Origin of the sequence: Burkholderia sp. BCC1208 (assembly GCF_902833095.1) — a bacterium.
Classification (GTDB): domain Bacteria; phylum Pseudomonadota; class Gammaproteobacteria; order Burkholderiales; family Burkholderiaceae; genus Burkholderia.
The window spans coordinates 101,445-122,070 of sequence record NZ_CADFDY010000005.1 but is presented as its reverse complement, the minus strand read 5'-3'; the positions used below and the strand labels follow the sequence as shown (position 1 = coordinate 122,070).

At 66.6% G+C, this 20,626-nt stretch carries 21 protein-coding genes; 6 read left to right on the top strand and 15 right to left on the bottom strand.

Going from position 1 to position 20,626, the window contains the following annotated elements:
* The first annotated feature begins 75 nt into the window (after positions 1-75).
* The gene (locus HWX09_RS13295) at positions 76-435 is read left to right on the top strand and encodes an SH3 domain-containing protein (protein ID WP_227789593.1); all 360 of its coding nucleotides are present in this window, start codon (positions 76-78) and stop codon (positions 433-435) included.
* A gap of 17 nt (positions 436-452) precedes the next feature.
* On the opposite strand, the gene HWX09_RS13290 is transcribed toward HWX09_RS13295, so the two are convergent.
* Positions 453-2,060, bottom strand: coding sequence for an EAL domain-containing protein (locus HWX09_RS13290; protein ID WP_027781926.1), 1,608 nt, complete (start codon positions 2,058-2,060; stop codon positions 453-455).
* 428 nt (positions 2,061-2,488) lie between these two features.
* Between HWX09_RS13290 and HWX09_RS13285 the strand changes: the two genes are divergently transcribed.
* Positions 2,489-2,785 carry a hypothetical protein gene (locus HWX09_RS13285; RefSeq protein WP_027781927.1) on the top strand — a complete coding sequence of 99 codons (297 nt, stop codon included), beginning with the start codon at positions 2,489-2,491 and terminating at the stop codon, positions 2,783-2,785.
* 22 nt (positions 2,786-2,807) lie between these two features.
* Here the strand turns inward: HWX09_RS13285 and HWX09_RS13280 are convergent, their stop codons facing one another.
* The 4 genes from HWX09_RS13280 to HWX09_RS13265 form a co-directional block, all read right to left on the bottom strand.
* Entirely contained in the window at positions 2,808-3,113 is a 306-nt protein-coding gene (locus HWX09_RS13280) for a hypothetical protein (RefSeq protein ID WP_027781928.1), read from the bottom strand.
* Between the two features lie 106 nt (positions 3,114-3,219).
* On the bottom strand, positions 3,220-4,845 hold the full coding sequence (locus HWX09_RS13275; protein WP_027781929.1) for a histidine-type phosphatase: 1,626 nt from the start codon (positions 4,843-4,845) through the stop codon (positions 3,220-3,222).
* 179 nt (positions 4,846-5,024) lie between these two features.
* Positions 5,025-5,459 (bottom strand): phosphatase, encoded by a 435-nt coding sequence (locus HWX09_RS13270; protein ID WP_027781930.1) that lies wholly within the window; start codon positions 5,457-5,459, stop codon positions 5,025-5,027.
* 324 nt (positions 5,460-5,783) lie between these two features.
* A complete protein-coding gene (locus HWX09_RS13265; protein WP_027781931.1) occupies positions 5,784-7,142 on the bottom strand; it encodes an NAD(P)/FAD-dependent oxidoreductase in 1,359 nt (452 codons plus the stop codon).
* A gap of 100 nt (positions 7,143-7,242) precedes the next feature.
* On the opposite strand from HWX09_RS13265, the gene HWX09_RS13260 reads away from it, so the two are divergent.
* Complete coding sequence (locus HWX09_RS13260; protein ID WP_006480013.1) at positions 7,243-8,196, top strand: LysR family transcriptional regulator; 954 nt, start codon at positions 7,243-7,245, stop codon at positions 8,194-8,196.
* Positions 8,197-8,216: 20 nt separating this feature from the next.
* Here HWX09_RS13260 and HWX09_RS13255 read toward each other — a convergent pair whose 3' ends face one another.
* Entirely contained in the window at positions 8,217-8,411 is a 195-nt protein-coding gene (locus HWX09_RS13255) for a hypothetical protein (protein ID WP_027781932.1), read from the bottom strand.
* 192 nt (positions 8,412-8,603) lie between these two features.
* Between HWX09_RS13255 and HWX09_RS13250 the strand changes: the two genes are divergently transcribed.
* On the top strand, positions 8,604-9,521 hold the full coding sequence (locus HWX09_RS13250) for an AraC family transcriptional regulator (protein WP_027781933.1): 918 nt from the start codon (positions 8,604-8,606) through the stop codon (positions 9,519-9,521).
* A gap of 325 nt (positions 9,522-9,846) precedes the next feature.
* On the top strand, positions 9,847-10,734 hold the full coding sequence (locus HWX09_RS13245) for an NAD(P)H-binding protein (RefSeq protein ID WP_027781934.1): 888 nt from the start codon (positions 9,847-9,849) through the stop codon (positions 10,732-10,734).
* A 25-nt stretch (positions 10,735-10,759) separates the two neighbouring features.
* Here the strand turns inward: HWX09_RS13245 and HWX09_RS13240 are convergent, their stop codons facing one another.
* Both HWX09_RS13240 and HWX09_RS13235 read right to left on the bottom strand, forming a co-directional pair.
* Entirely contained in the window at positions 10,760-11,962 is a 1,203-nt protein-coding gene (locus HWX09_RS13240; protein WP_027781935.1) for a benzoate/H(+) symporter BenE family transporter, read from the bottom strand.
* A gap of 187 nt (positions 11,963-12,149) precedes the next feature.
* Positions 12,150-13,175 carry a fatty acid desaturase gene (locus tag HWX09_RS13235; protein WP_027781936.1) on the bottom strand — a complete coding sequence of 342 codons (1,026 nt, stop codon included), beginning with the start codon at positions 13,173-13,175 and terminating at the stop codon, positions 12,150-12,152.
* 301 nt (positions 13,176-13,476) lie between these two features.
* Between HWX09_RS13235 and HWX09_RS13230 the strand changes: the two genes are divergently transcribed.
* Positions 13,477-14,301, top strand: coding sequence for a PhnD/SsuA/transferrin family substrate-binding protein (locus HWX09_RS13230; protein ID WP_027781937.1), 825 nt, complete (start codon positions 13,477-13,479; stop codon positions 14,299-14,301).
* Between the two features lie 45 nt (positions 14,302-14,346).
* On the opposite strand, the gene dbpA is transcribed toward HWX09_RS13230, so the two are convergent.
* The 7 genes from dbpA to HWX09_RS13195 all read right to left on the bottom strand — a co-directional run bounded on the left by dbpA (position 14,347) and on the right by HWX09_RS13195 (position 20,502).
* The gene (gene dbpA / locus HWX09_RS13225; RefSeq protein ID WP_027781938.1) at positions 14,347-15,744 is read right to left on the bottom strand and encodes an ATP-dependent RNA helicase DbpA; all 1,398 of its coding nucleotides are present in this window, start codon (positions 15,742-15,744) and stop codon (positions 14,347-14,349) included.
* 1 nt (position 15,745) lies between these two features.
* Positions 15,746-15,943: a hypothetical protein gene (locus HWX09_RS13220; protein ID WP_027781939.1), complete on the bottom strand. Its 198-nt coding sequence runs from the start codon at positions 15,941-15,943 to the stop codon at positions 15,746-15,748.
* 442 nt (positions 15,944-16,385) lie between these two features.
* On the bottom strand, positions 16,386-18,071 hold the full coding sequence (gene mqo / locus HWX09_RS13215) for a malate dehydrogenase (quinone) (protein ID WP_175888580.1): 1,686 nt from the start codon (positions 18,069-18,071) through the stop codon (positions 16,386-16,388).
* A gap of 714 nt (positions 18,072-18,785) precedes the next feature.
* A complete protein-coding gene (locus HWX09_RS13210) occupies positions 18,786-19,220 on the bottom strand; it encodes a TA system VapC family ribonuclease toxin (protein ID WP_208456039.1) in 435 nt (144 codons plus the stop codon).
* Complete coding sequence (locus HWX09_RS13205) at positions 19,217-19,444, bottom strand: DUF2191 domain-containing protein (RefSeq protein WP_027781942.1); 228 nt, start codon at positions 19,442-19,444, stop codon at positions 19,217-19,219. The genes HWX09_RS13210 and HWX09_RS13205 overlap by 4 nt, the downstream gene beginning before the upstream one ends.
* A gap of 212 nt (positions 19,445-19,656) precedes the next feature.
* The gene (locus tag HWX09_RS13200; protein WP_027781943.1) at positions 19,657-19,944 is read right to left on the bottom strand and encodes a hypothetical protein; all 288 of its coding nucleotides are present in this window, start codon (positions 19,942-19,944) and stop codon (positions 19,657-19,659) included.
* Between the two features lie 69 nt (positions 19,945-20,013).
* A complete protein-coding gene (locus tag HWX09_RS13195; protein ID WP_027781944.1) occupies positions 20,014-20,502 on the bottom strand; it encodes an Lrp/AsnC family transcriptional regulator in 489 nt (162 codons plus the stop codon).
* Between the last annotated feature and the right edge of the window lie 124 nt (positions 20,503-20,626).

Below are 20,626 nucleotides of genomic sequence, written 5' to 3'. Positions count from 1 at the left end.
AGCGTGGGGCCGCCCGCGAACCGGCAAACCGAAAAAATACGGCGTAAAGAACGGATCATGCAGATGAAAACGACGATGCGCATGGGCATCGCGATGCTGGTGCTCGGCGCGAGCCTGGGCGCGCACGTCGCGCACGCGAAAAGCACGGTGGATTGCAGCCGGCTCGACGCAGCCACGAGCGGCCCGGACGACAACTTCCGGCCGCCGGCATTCGGCACGGTCATCGGCACGGGGCGCGCGTATTTCTACTCGGCGCCCGACGCGCAGTGCATGACGAAGCGGACCTTCATCGTCCCCGGCGATTCGGTGACGGTCTACAAGTCGCACGGGCGCTGGTACAACGTCATGTACGTGAACGGCAAGACCGGCGACGACTTCGAAGGATGGGTCGAGCAGGGCCGCGTGCACCTGGGCGGTCAATACGGCGCGCAGTAGCCGCCGTCGGCGGCCCGCTACACCGTCGTCGCCCGTGCGAAATCCAGCTTCAGGTTCTCCGCACGCAGCGGCCGCTGGTACAGGTAGCCCTGCGCGTACTGGATTCCGACCGCATGCAGCGCGCGATGCTGCGCTTCCGTCTCCACGCCTTCCGCGATGATCTTCAGGCCGTAGTGATGCGCGACGGCCGAGATCCCCTCGATCAGCCTCGCGCTGCCATGGTCCAGTTGCGAGACGAACTGTCGATCGATCTTCACGTAGTCGAACGGAAAGCGCGACAGCATGTCGAGATTGCTGTGATGCGTGCCGAAATCGTCGATCGCGAACTTCGCGCCTTTCGACCGCAACGCCTGGAAGATCTCGGTGGTTCGCGCGTTCTTCTCGAGCAGGATGCGCTCGGTGACTTCGAGCACCAGCGTGAAGCCGGGCGGCAGCGCGCGGATCGCCTCCTCGACGACGGTCACGAACCGCCCGCGCTCGAGGTCCTGCGGCGCAACGTTCACGGCGATGCGCAGCGGCGCGGACGGCGTCAGCGCAGTCAGCTCGGACACGGCGGTGCGCAGCACGAATTCGGTGACCTTTGGCAGCACGGTGCTCGATTCCACCTGCGGGATGAACACGGCCGGGCTGATGGCCCCCCACTTCGGATGGTGCCAGCGCAGCAGCGCTTCGACGCCGACCGTCCTGCGCGTCTGCACGTCGACGATCGGCTGGTACACGACATGGAACTCGTTGCGCCTGAGCGCGTGGCGCACGGCCTTCAGCAACAGCCGCCGCGGTGCCATCGCGAGCAGGTAGGCGGCCATCACGAGACTATCGGCCAGCAGCACGATCGTCGCGCAGATCAGCCGGTAGTGGCGCTGGACCTGTGACGCATAGTGCGCGGATGCGATGACCGACACCGTGAACGGCCAGCGCCGCGAAGCAATCGTGCTGCCGCCCGCGGGGGCTGCGTCCGTTTCCGGCGCGAATTTCCCGTGCTGATCGAGACGGCCCGAACCCGCGATCGACAGCATGGCCGTTTCCGCGTCATTGCCGGTGCCGCGGGCGAGCGCGTCGGCCACGTAATCGCCTTCGATCAGGTACAGGACGCCCGCGCCGCGGGCGGTGGCGCGGAACGCGGACAGCACCGGAATGTTGGGCTGGAACGGCGTCTGGCGCAGCAGCGTGACGATCATCGGTCCCGGGTCGGGTTCGCGTGCATAGGTGGCGAGCGGCAGGTCGATCGAACCGAGCGCCGACGAGCACGTGACGCGCCCGTCGTTCACCAGCGCGACCGCGCGCAGGTAGCGCAGGCGAGTGCCCACTTCGGCCAGCGTCCGGAACACCGTCGCGCAGGGTCGCCCGACGAGGGCGGTCAGCTCGTCCGCGTGTCGAAGGCGAACGCCGTCCAGGATGCGGTCCACGGATGCCACGATGTCGTTTGCCACGACGCGCTCATGCGCGGTGACGGCCTCGCGCGCGTAGCGGTCGGCCAGCACGATCGCGAAGGCGGGCACGAGCACGCAAATGATCGCGGCGGCGAAAAAGACGACGCGCGGCCACGCACCGCGGCGATTGAAAAGGGGTTTCGAGCCGGGCGCGAGCGCCCGCAGTCCTGCGGTTGCCTTTGGTGTTGTACGCATGGCGTGGCAAGTCGAACCGGTCGATGCGCAAACGGCGCGCACGCCGCATGCCTGATTCGGGCCGTGCGGCTCGCGCGCCGGTTTCGGGACGCCGGTCGATTTGGCCGTCGCGACGGGCATCGGCACGAGCCTGTCGCGATCGGCCATCTATTCCGGCAGCATTTCGCAATAACATGCCCGCATTCGGCATGTATGTCGACGCAGCGTACCGAAAAAAGCCCCGGCCGCACAGTGCGTGCAGCCGGGACGAAAGACACCGTCTCTTGGCACGAGGATGGTGCGCGGCAAGTATAAGATGCGGCGCGGTATTACGAAATATTGTCGTTTAAATATTGATGAGATTTGCCGATTGTGTCTCAAAAAGAAACATTTTCATGCGGCGGCGGTGTCGGCAGTCTGCTGCCGGCGCGTGAAATCGGAGCGTTGCGATGAAAGAAAATATATCGACCGCGGTCATCGTGACGGATGGCGCCGCCGCGGCGGACGGCGGTTCGCTGTGGATCCGTATTTCGGTGGACGGAGCGGCCCGCGACTATTCGCTCGATCGTGCGCTCGCGTCGCGCGGTACGCCGCGTTACGACAGCATCCGCGGCGAGCACGGCTTGCTGTCAAACGCAGAACGACGGGAATTGCGGGTGCTGCTGGAGCGCATTGCCGACCCCGCGATGTGGGCCGGCATCGTCGGCACGTTCATCCAGGTGCTGAAGCGCCCCGACGCGTCGTGAATGACGCGGTGCCGGCGGCGATTCAGAAATCGTTGCGCATCTTATGGAGCAGGCCGCTGGGCGACTGGTGCGTGTCCACGGCGGTGAGGACATCGGTCAGGAACCACGGCAGGTTCAGTTGCGTGTCGGAATCGCCGACGCAGACGCGGATCGGCGGCGCGCTGGAGGGGGAACGGACGCCTTGCGAGGCATCTCGCGACGGCACGCAATTCTTTCCGTACATATGAGTCGGAGCCGTCGGGACGGCACCGGATGGCGCACCGGCGACAGCCGGCACGCTGATGGCAGAAAACAGGGTCAGGACAGCGGCAAGCGCGACGCGTTTCATAAAGGTTCTCCGGCGATGCTCGTTCGACCGGGCGAGCCGCCGCGAGTTCGTCGGCGCGAGATGCCGGCAGCCCGACCGGCTATCGGCTGCGCCGCCGCGCATCACGTCACTGATACCCGTAACACTGCTTCAGCCCCGCGTAGTCGTAGAAGTGGCTGCCCGGCGCGATCTTCGCGCCGTCGCACGCGGCCTGGAAATCCGTCTCGCGCTCGTTGTACAGCATCTTCACGATGAGCCGCGACCCGTTGCGATAGACGTCCCACTGCATGTTCGCGGCCATCGGCGACACCTGGTCGCCGCGCCACGGGTTGTTCGCATACGTGTACGTCTGTGCCTGCGGCGTCGGCACGAACACGTTCTTCAGATTCATGATCGACGCGAACGGAATCACGATCTCCGCATGCGTGAAGCGCAGCTTCGCGGCATGCGTCAGGTCCCCGTGCGCGATCGCGTCGACTTCGCCGAAGAAGTCGTCCTGCAGCACCTTCGCCATCCGGTACGTCACCGGGTTCGCTTCCTGGATGCCGGGCCCCTTCTGGTAGTAGTCCTCGGCATCCTGCAGATACGCGAGATACTGCGCCTGCTCGGCGCCGATGTACTTCTCCATCGTGACGCCGCCGGTTTCCGCGGTCATTGCGGGCGCAACCTGCAGCAGGTTGTACAGCACGTTCACCGCGTCGACGGCGGTTGCGATCTTCGTCTTGCCGTCGCCCTTCAGCGTGTTGGTGAACTTGCCGTCCGTCGACGTGAACGCATAGGTGCCGGTGTTCGCGAACGTGTAGCCGTCGGTGCCGAGCTTCGCGATGAAGGCCGGCGACACGAGCGCGGACAGCACCGTTTGCGCGACGTCGGCCGCCTGCGGCGCGGCCTTGATTGCCTTCAGCTTCGCGGCGACCGTCGCGTCGTTCGCATAGGTCTGGTACGCCTGGCTCGCCTGATAGGTCGCGTAGTACGGATCGCTCGTGTCGGTCACGAGATCGGTGGCCGGCTTCAGCGAGTGGAAATACAGCAGGAAGCGGTTGGTGCCGGCCGGCTGCGCGACCGGTGCGCTCGCCGGATAGCCGGCGGGCGCCGCCGGCAACGTGATGGCTGGCGCCAGTGCCGGCTGCGCGGCGACGAGCGCCGCCGAGAAATACGTCGAACTGTCGACCGCGCGATCCTGGCCCGAGTTGACGACGACCACCTGCCGGTTGCCCGCGGCGAACAGCGCAGGCAGCCGCTGCGCGAGACGCGCGGCGAGTTGCTGATGTTCGCGGATGCCGGTTTGCGTCAGGTTGCCGTACCCGGGTGTCGAGATGCCCTGCACGCCGTAGCCGAGCAGCGCATTGGCCTTCATCATCGCGTACGTGTCGGCCTTGAGCTGCGCGCCGAGCGCGGTCAGCGCGCCGTCGGCCTCGGCCTTGACCAGCATCGCGTAGATCGCGCCGTCGTACTTGAAGCCCGACAGCCCGCGCGAGCCGTGACGTGCGACGAGTTCGGTATAGACCGGCGCGTAGCCGGCCGGCGGCGCTTCGTACGTCGCGGCGTCCTGCTGCGGGCGGTACGGCGTCTTCGTCTGGTAGTAGGTCGCGGGTGCCGGGGGCGGCGCGGGCTGAGGCTGAGGCTGCGGTGTGGGCGCCGTGCCGTTGTTGTCGGCGGACGTGGCGGCCGGCGTCGAGTCGTCCCCGCCGCAAGCGGCGAGCAACAGGCAGGCAATCGTGAGGGCGGCGGCGGTGCGGGTCGGGCGTGTCATCGTGGCGGGCAACGGACGGGCGATGCGCACGCGCGTCGTCCCGTCTCCGGGGAATGGATCGAGCCCCGAAGTGTTGCAAGCGATTTTGACAGCAGAATGTCAGGGTGCGGTCGGGCAATCGTCGGATTGCCGCCGGATCCACGACGGTGGCCGGCTCAGGCCGGCCCGTGTGCAGGCATTCAGTGCAGCTCGGTCGATGCGATCGAGCGCACCGTATCGGTGATGTTCACACAGCGCGACAGCCCGAAATGCTCGGCTTCGCGGCGTTCCGGTTCGCTGCTCGCGATGCCGACCGCGCGCTCCCGCGGCACGCCGAGCGCCTGCAGCGCGACATCGAACGGATGCTGATTCGATCGGGAGTCCTGTTGATCGGTGTCCGTGACGACGACCGAGAAGCGGTCGAGGTTCGCGCGGCCGAACTGGCCTTCGAACATGTCGTTGAGCCGCGCGGCCGGCAGCGTCGTGACGAGACCGAGTCGATATCCTTCTTCCGATGCCCGGTCCAGCCACTGGATGATCGCGTCGCGCTGATGGCGCGATTCGCGCGAATCCGGCGTTGCTTCGATCTGCGCGAATGCTGCGTCGAGACGGGTGACGATGGCTTCGATGACCACGGTGATTCCTTTTCAGAAACGTGATGATCCGTTCGCCGACGGGAATGCCACACACCTTAGCGTCGATCCGGAAAACGCGACTAATTAATATTTATAGTCGACTCATACGTTAATACTAATGAATTGGCGGCGAGCCAGAGCGGGCGCGGGATGGGTGTCGTACGGCATTTCCCGCATGAATTGATCGTATCGACGGCTTTCTATGCGATGCACCGACGTGGCGCACGTTCCGGATGCATCGCGCATATGCATATAAAGAAACGGCATATCGGGCGAGGCTCGCCCGATATGCCGTGCTGCGATGTTGCGTGCGACCAGGTGCGATCAATGCAGCTTGATCGACGGCTGGTTGCGGCTTTGCAGCCAGTGGCTCAGCGACTGGAACAGCGCGCGCTTCGTGCCGACCACGCTGAACAGGTGCTTGCGATACAGGAACTTGTACAGCCCGATCGCCGCCAGCCCGTCGACGATCAGCGAGCGTGAGCGCACGCCGATATCCGCCTGATACACGGCGCCCGCATGCCCGAGCGACACGACGGTGCCCGCATCGCGGAACGTGAAGCCGGGCACCGACTTGCCGGCGACGCGGCGTGCGAATGCGTCGACCAGATACACGGCCTGCTGGTACGCGACCTGCGCACGCGGCGGCAGGCACCCGCTTGCACCGGTCGACGGGCACGCGGCGCAGTCGCCGAACGCATACACGTGCGGATCGTCGGGCGTCTGCAGCGTGTCGGTCACGATCACCTGGTTCGACCGGTTGAGCGCGATGTCGCCGATGTCCCGCAGCATCGCGGGGCCCGCGACGCCGGCCGCCCAGATCGTGATGTCGCTCGCGAGCCGTTCGCCGGTCGCGGTCGTCACGGCATCCGTGCCGACTTCCGCCACGCGCGTATCGGTCAGCACGTCGACGTTCAGCGCGCGAAGCTGCGCGTGCATCTTGCCGGACAGCCGTTCGTCGAGCGCCGGCAGGATGCGCGGGCCGCCTTCGATCAGCCGGATGTGCACGTCGCGCGCGGACACCAGCGCCTTGAAGCGGTACGTCGTCAGTTGCTGAACCGCATGCCGCAGCGCGGCGGCCAGCTCGACGCCCGTCGCGCCCGCACCGATCACGTTGATGCAGATCGGCGCGCCGGGCCGCGCGGGCTGCTGCTCGGCCAGGTGATTCGCCTTCGTGCAGGCAGCAAGGAACTTGCGGCGGAAATCCTCGGCCTGGTCGAGGTTTTCGAGCGGCAGCGCATGACGCTCGGCGCCCGACACGTTGAAGAAGTTCGTCACGCTGCCGACCGCCAGCACGAGATCGTCATAGTCGAGCGTGCGCTGCGGCAGGATTTCCGTGCCGTCCGCATCCTGCACGGCCGCGATCGTCGCCGTGCGTGCCGCGCGATCGACCCGCTGCAGCGCGCCCTGCACGAAGCGGAAGCCGTGGCGCTTCGCCTGCGCCGCGTATTCGATCGTGTGGGAAGCCGGATCGCGATGGCCCGATGCGGCTTCGTGCAGCAGCGGCTTCCAGAAGTGCGTCGGATAGCGGTCGACGAGCACGACGTCGGCCTGCCCGCGGCGTCCGACCGTATCGCCGAGACGCGTCGCGAGCTGCAGGCCGCCGGCGCCGCCGCCGACGATCACGATGTGCGGCAGGCGCGGTGCGCGGTCCGTTGCAAGGTAGGGCGTGGTGTTGTCCATGTTGGGCTCCCGCTGAATGACGATTCGGATGACATTGCTCATGAACCGACGATATAGTTTCGAATCCACTCGAACAATTTAATGTTTATAAGCGACTCATATGTATTCACTTATAGGAAAGACCGCGACGTTCCGGCAGTTGAAGGCGCTGGACATGATTGCGCGGCTCGGCAGCGTGTCGCGCGCGGCCGAGGAACTGAACCTGACGCAGCCGGCCGTGTCGCTGCAGGTTCGGCTGCTCGAGGAGGCCGTGGGCGCCGCGTTGTTGCAGCGAGTGGGGCGTGGCGTGCAGCTGACCGCGGCCGGCGAGATCGTGGCGCGCTACGCGCGAGAAATCCTGCATCTGTGGAGCGAGGCCGGCGACGAAGTGGCCGCGCTGACGGGCGATCTCGGCGGCACGCTGCGGATCGGCGCGATCACGACGGCCGAATATTTGATCCCGCCGCTGCTCGTCAAATTCACCGCGACGCGTCCGCACGTGAAGACGTATTTCAAGGTCGGTAATCGCGACGACATCATCCGCATGCTCGCGACCCATGAAATCGATCTCGCGGTGATGGGCAGCGCGCCGAAGGAGCTGCGTACGCACGCGGTCGAGTTCGCGAAGCACCCGATGGTGTTCGTCGCGGCGCCCGGCCATCCGCTGATGCAGCGCAAGCGCGTCGCGCTGAAGGATCTCGAATCCGCGCACCTGCTCGTGCGCGAACGCGGCGCGGGCACGCGCTCGACCGTCGAGAGCCTGTTCAAGAACGCGGGCCATCGCTTTCATGTGGGCTCCGAACTGTCGAGCAACGAGGCGATCAAGCAGATGGCCGAAGCGGGGCTCGGCGTCGCGTTCCTGTCGTTGCACGCGTGTGCGCTCGAACTGCGCACGGGGCTGCTCGGGCAACTACCGTTCCCCGGCAACCCGATCGAGCGCGAATGGTATGTGGTGACGCTCGCCGACCGGCGCATCTCGCAGGTGACGGGGCTGTTTCGCGACTTCCTGATCAAGCAGGGCGCGCCGGTGATCGACGGCGCGACGGTCGCGCCGCACGAGCGGCGGCGCAAGTAGGCGGGGTGTCGACCGGCCGGTCAGCCGAGCCCGAAATCGTCGTTGCTGTCGGGAATCGACGCGAGCAGCCGTTCGAGCCGGTACCAGCCGACGATGCGCAGGCACCACGCAGCGATGGCGGTGCGGCCGCGGCGGCCGTGGGGGCCGGATGAAGGGCGGGCGGCGCAGGGCGAGCGCGCGATGAACGCCGCGCGTTGAGGGCAGTAAGGGGGCATGACGGTTTCCGTAGGTGTCGGACGAGCCGATCGTAAGCGGCGCGGCGCCTGCCGGCGCGCACGCAAGGATCGTCCGGAGCAGAAACGGATGATCTTTTTCTGCTTGATCCGGAGACGGCCGCGCAGGGCCGGCACGCCGGCGCGAAACGCGTCACAATGCGCATTCGTCACCTGATCTGGTGGAGACCATCAATGAGCGATCCGATTCTTGCCGCGCCGACGGACAACGGCGTCCCGGTCAGCCTGCGCTCCAGCCGCAGGCTCGGCTGGCACGGCTTCGGCGCGTCGCTTCTGCAGATCCGCACGGGCACGTACTGGATTCCGGCAGCCGAGCATCACCGGATCGGCGTGCATGTCGGCGCGCCGGTGCGGGCGGATTGCGTCTGCGACGGCGAGCGCGTGTCGCGTATCCAGGCGCACGGCGACGTCGACGTGATTCCGGCCGGCCTGCCCGGCCGGTGGACCGACAGCGCTGACTGCCGGATCCTGCACATCGCGCTCAGCGACACCTTCGTGCGGCGCACGGTCGAGCAGCTCGAACTGAAGCCATCGCACGCGCAGATCCGCCGGCGGCTGCAAGTGCGCGACCCGCGGCTGCAGCACATCGCCTGGGCGATGGCCGCCGAACTCGAAGCGGAAGACGCATCGGATCCGCTCTATGCGGAAAGCCTGTGCACGGCGCTCGTCGCGCGGCTGGTCGACGGCCAGCCGGCGTTTCGCGAACGCCGGCGCACGCTGGCGCCGAAGGCCGCGGCGCGGGTGATCGACTATGTCGAAGCGAATCTCGAGCGGCGCATGACACTGGCCGAGCTTGCGGCGCTCGTGTCGATCAGCGTGCCGCATTTCAAGGTACTGTTCCGCGAAACGCTCGGGATGCCCGTGCACCAGTACGTCGTGCGGCGCCGGGTGGAGCGCGCGAAGGCGCTGCTGCTCGAAGGCCGGCTCAGCATCAGCCAGATCGCGCTGGAAGCCGGGTTCGCGCATCAGAGTCACATGGCGAACTGGATGAACCGCGTGCTCGGCGCGACGCCGACCGAGATTGCGCGCTCGGGCGCGCGGGGCGGGTTGCGGCTGGCTTATGACGGCGAGGATGGGGGTAGCGACGCATAACGAAACAGCGGTGCACGGGCGTTGCATTTGATCCGGCGGCAATTGTCCAACAGGTTGTTGGACAATTGCCGCGCTCACTTTTCCGGCCCCGACGAGCGCTGTTGAAGCGCGACGCCTTGGATGTGACCGGCTGTTCGTTTTAGGTGTGTTGCTCCTCGTGATCGGCAGATCGTCCGACCCGAAGCGATCGGTGTCACATCGGACAGCGCGCATGGCTACCGCCATTCATCCCGTCATCCTTTCCTGCTCGATTCATCCCACCGTGCGCGCCACTCGGCCCGCGCATGCCGACAATCACAGCACTTTCATTCCTCAGGAGCAGATCGTGTTCGTGATCTTCGGAGCATCCGGCAACGTCGGCCTGTCGACCGTGACGGCCTTGCGCAACGCAGGCCATTCCGTGCGCGCGGTGCTGCGCGACGCACGCCATCGTGAACGATTCGCGCAGCTCGGCTGCGATGTCGCGATCGCGGACCTGACGGACGCGAACGCGATCGCCGCGGTGATCGACGGCGCGCAGGCCGTGCAGATACTGTGCCCGGTGCCGACCGCCGACCCCGATCCGGCCGCGACGATGACGCGGACCATCGATGTCGCGACCGCCGCGCTCGCGGCGAATCCGCCGCCCGCGCTGCTGGCTTTGTCGGACTACGGTGCGGAGCTGGAAGGCAATACCGGTATCACGCGCCTGTTCCATGACTTCGAGGAACGACTGAAGACGGTTCCGACGCAGCTGACGCTGCTGCGCTCGGCCGAGCATCTGCAGAACTGGGCGCGCGTGCTGCCGGTCGCGCTGGGCGCCGGCGTGCTGCCGAGCTTCCACCATCCGGTCGGCAAGGTGTTTCCGACGGTCTGGGCGCCCGATGTGGGCGTCGTCGCGGCGCGGCTGCTGCTCGATGCGCCGGAAGGCGGTAGCGGGCCGCGCATCGTCAGCGTCGAAGGGCCGCGGCGGGTGAGCGTGACGGCGATCGCGGAGATGCTGGGCGCGGCGGCGGGTCGTGCGATCGTCGCGCACGAGCTGCCGCGCGACACGTGGAGCGCGACGCTGCTGCGGGCAGGGCTCAGCGAACGCCATGCACAGCTGATCGTCGATCTGTACGACGTGCACAACGCGGGGCGGATCGACGTCGAGGCCGACGTGTCGGAGCGGGCCTACGGTACGACGCCGCCCGAGGAGGCGCTCGCGCAACTGGTGCGCCGGCACGCGCGTTGAGTGAAGGGGCGGTGCGCGGCGCGTATCACGCAGGCCGCCGCACCCTGTTGAGCACCGCATACGACAGCGACCCGATCACGATCCCCCAGAACGCGGAGCCGAGCCCGAGCCACGTCATCCCCGACGCGGTCGCGAGGAACGTGATCACCGACGCTTCGCGGTGGTTCTCGTCCTCGAAGATGCCGTGCACGTTCGCGCCGATCGCACCGATCAGCGCGAGCCCCGCGAGGATCGCGACGAATGCCTTCGGCAGCGCGAAGAACAATGCGACGATCGTCCCCGCGAAGAGCCCGCCGATCAGATAGATCGCGCCGTTCGCGAGCCCGGCGACATAGCGCCGGGCCGGATCCTCGTGCGCGTCCTTGCCGGTGCAGAGCGCCGCGGTTATCGCCGCGACGACGATCGTGATCCCGCCGAAGCACGCGACGGCCAGCGACATCACGCTGGTCGCGGTAATGATCGGGCGCGCCGGCGTGTGATAGCCGGACACGCGCAAGATCGTCATCCCCGGCAGGAACTGGCCGGTGAGGCTGACGACGACGAGCGGCAGCGCCAGGCTGAGCGTCGTGCCGAGCGTCCACTCGGGGGCGATGAAGATCGGCCGCGCGAGACTCGGAGACACGTTGCCGAGATGCGTCATCCCGAGCAGCGTCGCGAGCGCGGCGCCCGTCAGCAGCACGAGCACGATGCTGTAGCGCGGCAGCAGGCGCTTGAAGATCACGTAGGCCGCGATCATCCCGAACGCGAGCGCGGGTTGCTCCGACGCGGCGGAGAACGCATGCATGCCGAACGGCAGCAGGATGCCTGCCATCATTCCGCATGCGATGCCGCGCGGAATGTGGCGCACCAGCCGGTCGAAATAGCCGGTCACGCCGATCACCAGGATGATCAGCGCGGCCGTGATGTACGCGCCGACGGCCTGATTGAGCGTCAGTTTCGGAAACAGGCCGACGAGCAGCGCGGTGCCGGGCGCCGACCATGCGGTGACGACCGGCACCTTCAGCTTCCAGCTGGCGAACAGGCCCGACACGCCCGCGCCGATCGAGATCGCCCAGACCCATGACGACACCATTTCGTTGGACGCATGCGCGGCCTGCGAAGCCTGGAAGAAGATCGCGAGCGGGCCGGCATAGGAAATCAGCACCGCGAGAAAGCCCGCGGTGATCGCGGAAACGGACCAGTCGTTGCCGATCGTGCGGATCGCGCCGGGTGGGGTGTTCGGTTGCATCGTCGTCGGGGAATGCGGCGCGCGGCCGTGCGGCGGAGCCGGGGCGAATGATGGTTGGAAGCCCGGATGAGCCGCCATTCTGGGCATTGCCGACGCAATTGGCAATTCGCGGGCGGCGATCGGCCGTCGGTATTTTGTAAGGATTTGCGCGGAAGCCCGGAGGATGGGCGGCGCGGGCCGGGCGACGTCAGGTGCTGATCTGCAGCACCTTGTCGACCACCGCCACTTTCACGCCGCTGCCCGTCGACAGCGATGCCGTGCCCTCGTCGAACGGATGCACGGGCGGATCGGTCGGCGTCCACGCATGTCGTGCGAGCAACGCGCGATACCCGCCGCGGATCACGAAGCCGCCGCATTTGTGCGCATACGCGTCGCGCCGCATCCGGTACGCGCGCGGCAGGTCATACCACGGCAGCTTCGGCAGGTCGTGATGGACGAGGTGATAGTTGTTGTTCAGGTACAGCAGCCGCATCGCGAAGCCGGCTTCGTTGATCGTGATGCGCGCCTTCGGATGCGGCGAGGCGCGATGCTCGTACAGCGACCGGATCATCGCGAGCGACAGCGCGGGCCATGTGACCGCCAGCAGGTAATACCACCACGGCACGCCGATCGCCCATTGCAGCCACGCGAGCAGCGCGGCCACGCACGCGGCATGCGTCGCCCACATCGGCAGATAGCGGAAGTCGCCGCGCCGGAACGCGGCGAACGCATCGCCGAACGTCGCGGCGATGGCCAGCGGCGGCCCGACGACGATGCGTCCGAGGAAAGTCTTGCGCGCGACCGTCAGCGCTCGGCGCCAGCGTGGCAGCCGCGCCCAGCGTTCGCGCGTCACGTAGTTCGTTTCGGGATCGATGCCCGGCACGGTCAGGTCTTCGTCGCGATGATGGTCGAGGTGCGTGTCGCGATAGAGCGTGTACGGATACCAGACCGTCAGCGGCGGATAGCCGAGCAGCTTGTTCACGAACGCGGAACGCGTCGGATGGCCGTGCAGCAGTTCGTGCTGCAACGACAGGTGCCACGCGCCGAGCAGGACCAGCGGCGGCGTCGCGGCGGCGAGCGACAGGTGCCCGTCGCGCACGAGCAGCAGAACGGCGAGCCAGCCGCCGTAGATGACGACGACCAGCAGCCAGGTCGGCCACTCGGTGCGGGCGGTGAAGCGAGCGTCGAGCGCGGCGATCGCGCGCGCGTGGTCGACGTCGAAGTATTCGGCCATGGCGTTGAGGCGGGATGGATCGGGCAGTGCGGGGAACGAGCAATCGAGCCGATGCGCTGGCCCGGATGCCCGGTCGTCGCGCGGATCGCGGTCGGCCTGCCGCGCATGGCGCACGGCGGCGCGATGCGGGGCCGGCATCGGGACGTTACCGGGAGGGCGCGGCGCGGCCAACCAATCGATTCGCATTTGCTTATCGTCGCGTGGTCGATAAGTATTCGGCCCGTCCTCGCCCGTTCGGCCCCGGCTTTGGCGCGCTCGAACCGGGTGCCTCCGCGCCAACGCCGATGGGTAGAATGCGGGCATGAACTCATGGATCGCGGCACTGCCGATGTACAACGTGACGCCGCGCCACGCCACTCTGTGGCGCGCGCTGCTGCGTGACGCGCTCGACATGTTCGCGAACGCGGGCGGGCCTGCCGGCGTCGCGCTGCCCGATGCGCCGTTCGACGACCTGCATGCGCTGTGGCGGCGCGACGATCTGCTGCTGTCGCAGACCTGCGGCTACCCGTACCGGATGCTGGGCCTGCGGGATGCCGTGCGATTGATCGCGACCCCGGTTTTCGACGCGGACGGTTGCGACGGTGCGCGCTACAGCAGCGTGCTGGTCGCGTCGGCGCGCGTGCATGCGGGCGGCGCGACGGCGCTCGCCGCATGCCGCGGGTTGCGGGCCGCCTTCAACGGCGAGGATTCGCACAGCGGAATGAACGCGTTCCGGCACGCGGTCGCGCCGCATGCGCGCGACGGCCGGTTTTTCGGCTCGGTCACGCCGTTCGGTTCGCACCTGAACGTGCTGCGTGCGCTGGCGTCGGCAGAGGCTGATTGCGCGGCGATCGACTGCGTGACGTTCGCGTACGTGCGCGACGCGCTGCCCGGTCTGCTGAAGGATATCCGGATCATCGGCACGACGGCATCCGCGCCGGGATTGCCGTTCATCGCATCGCGGGCGCTGGCGGACACGCAGGTCGGCGCGTTGCAGGAGGCGCTCGATCGCGCGGTCGCCGCCGATGCGCAGCGGGCGCGCGTGCTGAGGCTGAAGGGATTCGACCGGCTGTCGCCGGCCGACTACGACACGATTGCGCGGTTCGAGCGGGAAGCCGCCGCGCGCGGCTATCCCGAACTCGCGTGACGCACGGCGCGTGGCGGTACTGCCACCGCCCGCGCCGCGGCCCGCTTACTCCTCGTCCATCAACCGGACCTTGACCCGCTTGCCCTTGATCTTCCCGGCATTGAGCTTGCGCAGCGCGTCGCGCGCGACGCCGCGCTCGATCGCGACATAGGTCGAGAACTCGGTCACGTTGATCTTGCCGATCTGCTTGCCGTCGAACCCGGCGTCGCCGGTCAGCGCGCCGAGCACGTCGCCCGGGCGGATCTTGTCCTTGCGTCCGCCGAGGATCTGCAGCGTTTCCATCGGCGGCAGCAGCACGCTGTCGTCCGCCGGCTTCAGTTCGGCGAGCGGATGCCATTCGACTTCGCGCTTCTGCGCCTGCTCGATCGCGCCGACGCGGCCCATCTCGTCCATGCTCGCGAGGCTCAGCGCCCAGCCGTCCTGATCCGCGCGGCCCGTGCGGCCGATGCGGTGCACGTGCACTTCGGGGTCGGGCGTCACGTCGACGTTGATCACCGCTTCGAGCTGCGCGATGTCGAGCCCGCGCGCGGCGACGTCGGTCGCCACCAGCACCGAGCAGCTGCGGTTCGCGAACTGGATCAGTACCTGGTCGCGCTCGCGCTGGTCGAGCTCGCCGTGCAGCGCGAGCGCGTGGAAGCCCTGCGCGTGCAGCACGTCGAGCAGGTCGCGGCACTGCTGCTTGGTGTTGCAGAACGCGATCGTGCTCACCGGCCGGTAGTGGTTCAGCAACTGGCCGACCGCATGCAGCCGCTCGTCCTCGGTCACTTCATAGAAGCGCTGGCGGATCTTGCTGTCGTCGTGGCGTTCCGCGAGCTTGATTTCCTTCGGATTGCGCAGGAACTGCTGGCTCAGCTTCACGATGCCGTCCGGATAGGTCGCGGAGAACAGCAGCGTCTGCCGCGTCGTCGGGCACATCCGTGCGACCTTTGCGATGTCGTCGAAGAAGCCCATGTCGAGCATCCGGTCGGCTTCGTCGAGCACCAGCGTATTCAGCGCGTCGAGCTTCAGGTTGCCGCGCTCGAGGTGATCCATGATGCGGCCCGGCGTGCCGACGACGATGTGCGCGCCGTGCTCGAGGCTTTGCGCCTGCGGGCGCATCGGCGTGCCACCGCACAGCGTCAGCACCTTCACGTTTTCCTCGCCGCGCGCGAGGCGGCGCACTTCCTGCGCGACCTGGTCGGCGAGCTCGCGGGTCGGGCACAGGATCATCGCCTGCACGTCGAAGCTGCGCGCGTCGAGGCGCGACAGCAGCGCGAGCGAGAACGCGGCGGTCTTGCCGCTGCCCGTCTTCGCCTGCGCGATCAGGTCCTGGCCGGCGAGCGCGATCGGCAGGCTGGCGGCCTGGATCGGCGTCATGTCGACATAGCCGAGCTGCGCGAGGTTCGCGAGCGTGGCGGGCGTCAGCGGCAGCGCGCTGAACGGCGTGGCGGTCGGTTGGGTCATGTCAGGACACGTCTCCGAGGTAGGGTCGGCCTTCCATCTGCTCGTAGACGACGTTGCCTTCGTCGTCCTCGAAGCGTTCGAGATAGTTGCGGGCGCCGCACAGCGGGCAGCGGAACAGCAGCCCCTGGCCCTCGTCCTTGATGACGACGTCGGACGTCTCCCACGGCGAGCCGCAGCTCTGGTTTCGGCAGGTAAACACGGTCTTTCTCCAGCTGAATTCGGTTGTGCGCCCTTGGCGGGCGGGCGCGGGCGTCGCACGGCCACGGCGGTCGCGTGCACCCGCGGGAGCGGGGCGGTGCGGACGGTGGCGTAAGGGCGCGACGCTGCGGATGATGGATCGGGAGGGCGATTCGGGATCGCGCGTGCCGCAATTCTAGCGGATACCGCGCGCCGCGCCGGGCCGGATGCGGCGGAACCGGCCCAATCGGTCGATTTCGCCCGGGTGTCGCGACCGTGCGGCTGGGTGGCACGCGCCGGGCCGCCGGGCGCCGACGCAAAAACGGCCATCCTCGCGGATGGCCGTAGATCGCCGGCTGCCTCCCCTTTCTCCGGCGCGAGGGGCTGTCGCTTTCACGCAAAACGGGCCGGAACGGGCAACGGCCCGCGCGTCGGGTTCGTGTTGCGTGTCGCCGTTCGGCGCGTTACAGCGCCATGTCGGCCGCTGCCTTCGCCGGGCGGGCCGGCGCGGCACTGGCGCCGGACGGGGCCGGCGCGCTCAGGTCGATCTTCGGCGACGGCGCGAGTTGCAGCACGTTGCTCGTGTAGGTCCATTCCTCGACGACCTTCGCCGGGCTGTCGTTCAGCTTCGTGCCGTAGCTCGGCACGATCTGGCGGATCTTCTGCTGCCACTCGGGCGTCGCGACCTTGTCCTTGAACACTTTCTTCATCAGGTTCAGCATGATCGGCGCGGCGGTCGATGCGCCCGGCGACGCGCCGAGCAGGGCCGCGATGCTGCCGTCCTGCGACGCGACGATCTCGGTGCCGAGCTTCAGCACGCCGCCCTTGACCGGGTCGCGCTTGATGATCTGCACGCGCTGGCCGGCCTGCCACAGGCGCCAGTCTTCCTTCTTCGCGTTCGGGAAGTATTCCTTCAGCGCGTTGAAGCGGTCGTCGTCGGACAGCATCAGCTGGCCGGCGAGGTACTGGACCAGCGGGAATTCGTCGACGCCCACGCGCATCATCGGCGCGACGTTGTGCAGGTTGGTGCTCTTCGCGAGGTCGAAGTACGAGCCGTTCTTCAGGAACTTGGTCGAGAACGTCGCGAACGGCCCGAACAGGATGATCTTCTTGCCGTCGATGATCCGCGTATCGAGGTGCGGCACCGACATCGGCGGCGAGCCGACCGACGCCTTGCCATACGCCTTCGCGAGATGCTGCTTCACGACCTCGGGGTTGTCGGTCACGAGGAACGAGCCGCCGACCGGGAACGCGCCGTAGTCCTTCGCTTCGGGGATGCCCGACGCCTGCAGCAGGTGCAGCGCGCCGCCGCCCGCGCCGATGAACACGAATTTCGCGTCGACCGCTTGCGGCGGTTCATCCGAATGCAGCTTGACCCACGACACGTGCCACGTGCCGTCGGCGTTGCGCGTGATCTCGCGCACTTCGCTCGACAGCGACAGCGTGAAGTTCGGCTGCGTCTTCAGGTAGCCGACGAACTGGCGCGTGATCTCGCCGAAGTTCACGTCGGTGCCGATCGGCGTCCACGTCGCGGCCACCTTCTGGTTGCGATCGCGGCCTTCCATCATCAGCGGCACCCACTGCTTGATCTGGTCGTAGTCTTCCGAATACTGCATGCCGCGGAACAGCGGGCTGGCCTGCAGCGCTTCGTAGCGTTTCTTCAGGAAGCGGACGTTGTCGTCACCCCAGACGAAGCTCATGTGCGGTGTGGAGTTGATGAACGCGTGCGGGTTCTTCAGCACGCCCTGCTTCACCTGCCACGCCCAGAACTGGCGCGAGATCTGGAACGACTCGTTGATCTCGATCGCCTTCGAGATGTCGATCTTGCCGTCCGCCTTCTCCGGTGTGTAGTTCAGCTCCGCGAGCGCGGAGTGGCCGGTGCCCGCGTTGTTCCAGCCGTTCGAGCTTTCCAGCGCGACGCCGTCCAGGCGCTCGACCATCGTCATCGACCAGTCGGGCTGGAGTTCGTGCAGCCAGACGCCGAGCGTCGAGCTCATGATGCCGCCGCCCACCAGCAGGACGTCGACCTTCTTCGTGTCGGCGGCGTGCGCGGACGATGTCGCGACGCACAGCGCGAGCGCCGACAGTATTACCCGTAACGTTTTGATCACAGCAGATCCCTCTTCAACTTGGATGCATCGGTTTGCCATGCCGCCCGGCGCGCGGTTCCGTTGCGCCGAAACACGGATCCGGAGATCCGGACCGCGAATCCGGAATTCCGGATCGACGCTGCGCGCCGTTGCATTTGCGCACGCGAAGCCATTCGGAAGGACACCTTCGGATCGGCTTCCCGCGAGCAGGCAAGCGCCTGCGTCGCGACGGTGCGTCACGCGTGCGGGCCCTGGCGGCAAGCCTGAGCGGACGGCGCTTCAGGCTGCGTTGAAAGAGGCCGCGTGCGACGCGTTTTGCGGGGGCGGGATGGCAAGGGGCGCGTAATATAACCGAACTCGGACAACGTGTCGCAGACGCTGAATATCCCTGTTTTCGTGGGGTTTTTGTGCGTCCGGGTTTCCGGAATGGCGGTGTGGGAAGCGAGGTTCTGGGGGAAGGGCAGGGGCGTCGTGCGGCCAACGTCAACGCTTCGCCGGCGAGGCTGACCGGGCTGCGCCGCGCGATGGCTGAAGGGAAAGCGCAAGAGGCGGATTCGAGCCGTATCGTGACCTACTCGCGCACGGCTACGATGGAGAGTTGGCCGAATCCATCTTTGCGCAAATTACTGGCTGTGGCGAGTGCCGGTTCCACGAGGGGGCGGTTGGCGTGCCGTCGCCTCCCATCCCGCCCGCGCGGCTTCGCTCGGAAACGAGTCAGAACGGCCGAACGAAACGTGACAAGCGTTGCGGCCTCGGTTCTCCGTCGATTGACGCTCAAGAAATCAATTCGAGGTGCTTTCTGCCGTTCGGCACAGCGTCGACTACGAGTCGCCGATCGAAGCTCGCGAGCTTGCCGTTGTGCGCGCGAGCGAGCGCGAGCAGATACGTGTCGGTCAGGTGCGCAGAGGACAACAAGCGAGTGGCATCGACGTGTTCTGCGTCGAGCAAGCTCACATCGTCCGGCCAGAAAGTGTGCCCTGCGTGGCCCCGCAGTTGCGCGACGAGCGGCGCAACGGATACCGGGGAACCCATCGTATTCGGGTATTTCGGATTGCCGATTATCCGAAGGACGCCGTTCTCGGTCAGAGGGCATGTGGCCCAGTCAGCGTATCCGACGCGACCGAACCATGCATGCGCGGATTCGTGCTGAACGTGCGAAGGGTCCAGCAATGCAATAAGAACATTGACGTCGAGAAGGTAGGTGATCAAAGCGAATCGTCACGAAGTTGATTAACAGTATCAAGCGTGACCGGGTGGGCTGACGACGAGACCGGCATCAGCGGTAACCCGTTGCGGCTCGTCTGGTTGGCCGGCGTTCGCTGCAATGCGGCGCGAGCGAGTTCGGAAATGACCTTGCCGATACTTGTACCCGGCCTTGCACGTTCCCGGGCGAATGCGAGGACGTCGTCATCGATATCGATCGTGGTACGCATGAGGTGGTTCTCCCATTCAGCATCAAACATCACCCATTTTACTACAATCGCATCAAGCATCAAGCATCAAGCATCAAAGAGGCAAAAGGTCTAGCAGGGCCTTCGATTTACCGGAGATTTGCCTGGTGTTTTCATTCAAGTTATTGATTTTTATGGAAATAGCTGTACGCCGCCGTTGGTGCGCTGATCTAGGGACTGCCCCGATCGCAGCATCACTTCGACGAACCGTTCCGGCAGAACTGCTCATAAGCCTGCGCCGAATTCGCGAAACCGTGCGCCTTCGCGAGCTCCCACGGACGCTCGCATTGTTGCGTCTGTTCGCACCATGCGTAGCCGGCCGAGCCGATGCAGCCATGCGCGTCGCGATCGCACCCGACGAGCGGCGGTGCGGCAGGCGCCGACGCATCGGCCGGCGCAGAGGATGGCGCCGCGCAGGCACTCAATGCGAATGCGCATGCAAGCGCGGCGGCAAGCGACGCGGAAGGAAGGCAACGTTTCATCGGGTAGCGCTCCATGGGATGACGATCGACAGCGGATGCCCGTGTGCGGGCGCTTGAAAGCATGAACGGTCACGCGTTGGGCACCGGCACGCGCGACGAGAACTTCACCTCGCGCAACGCGAGGCTCGACTGGATCGACGACACGCCGGCCTGCTTCCTCAGCACGCGCTCGACGAATTCCGCATACGCGTCGAGATCGGCCGCGACGACCTGCAGGATGTAATCGGCCGCGCCGGTGATCTTGTGGCACGACGTCACTTCGTCGTGACGCCGCATCACGTCCTCGAAGTGATCCGAATCCTGGTCCGAATGCATGTTGAACGTCACCTGCACGAACGCGAACACGTTCATCCCGAGCGCGCGCCGGTCGAGGTTCGCCTGGTAGCCGGTGATCACGCGTTCGTCCTCGAGCCGCTTGCGGCGGCGCCAGCACGGCGTGACGCTCAGCGACAGCTTTTCGCCGAGCGTGGCGTTCGACAGTGCACCGTCTTCCTGCAACAGGCGGAGCATCGCGCGGTCGACGCCGTCCAGTTCAACTGAAGCGCGATTTTTGCTCATATTCGGCATTCCGTAGGCGGTTTTCTCAAAATTGTACGAAACGCGGAAGTGAAAAGCAAAGTTATTGCCGGGCGCCCTCAATAGACTGTTGCTACCCCCTCTCAGTCATCCCTGCAACGGTCAA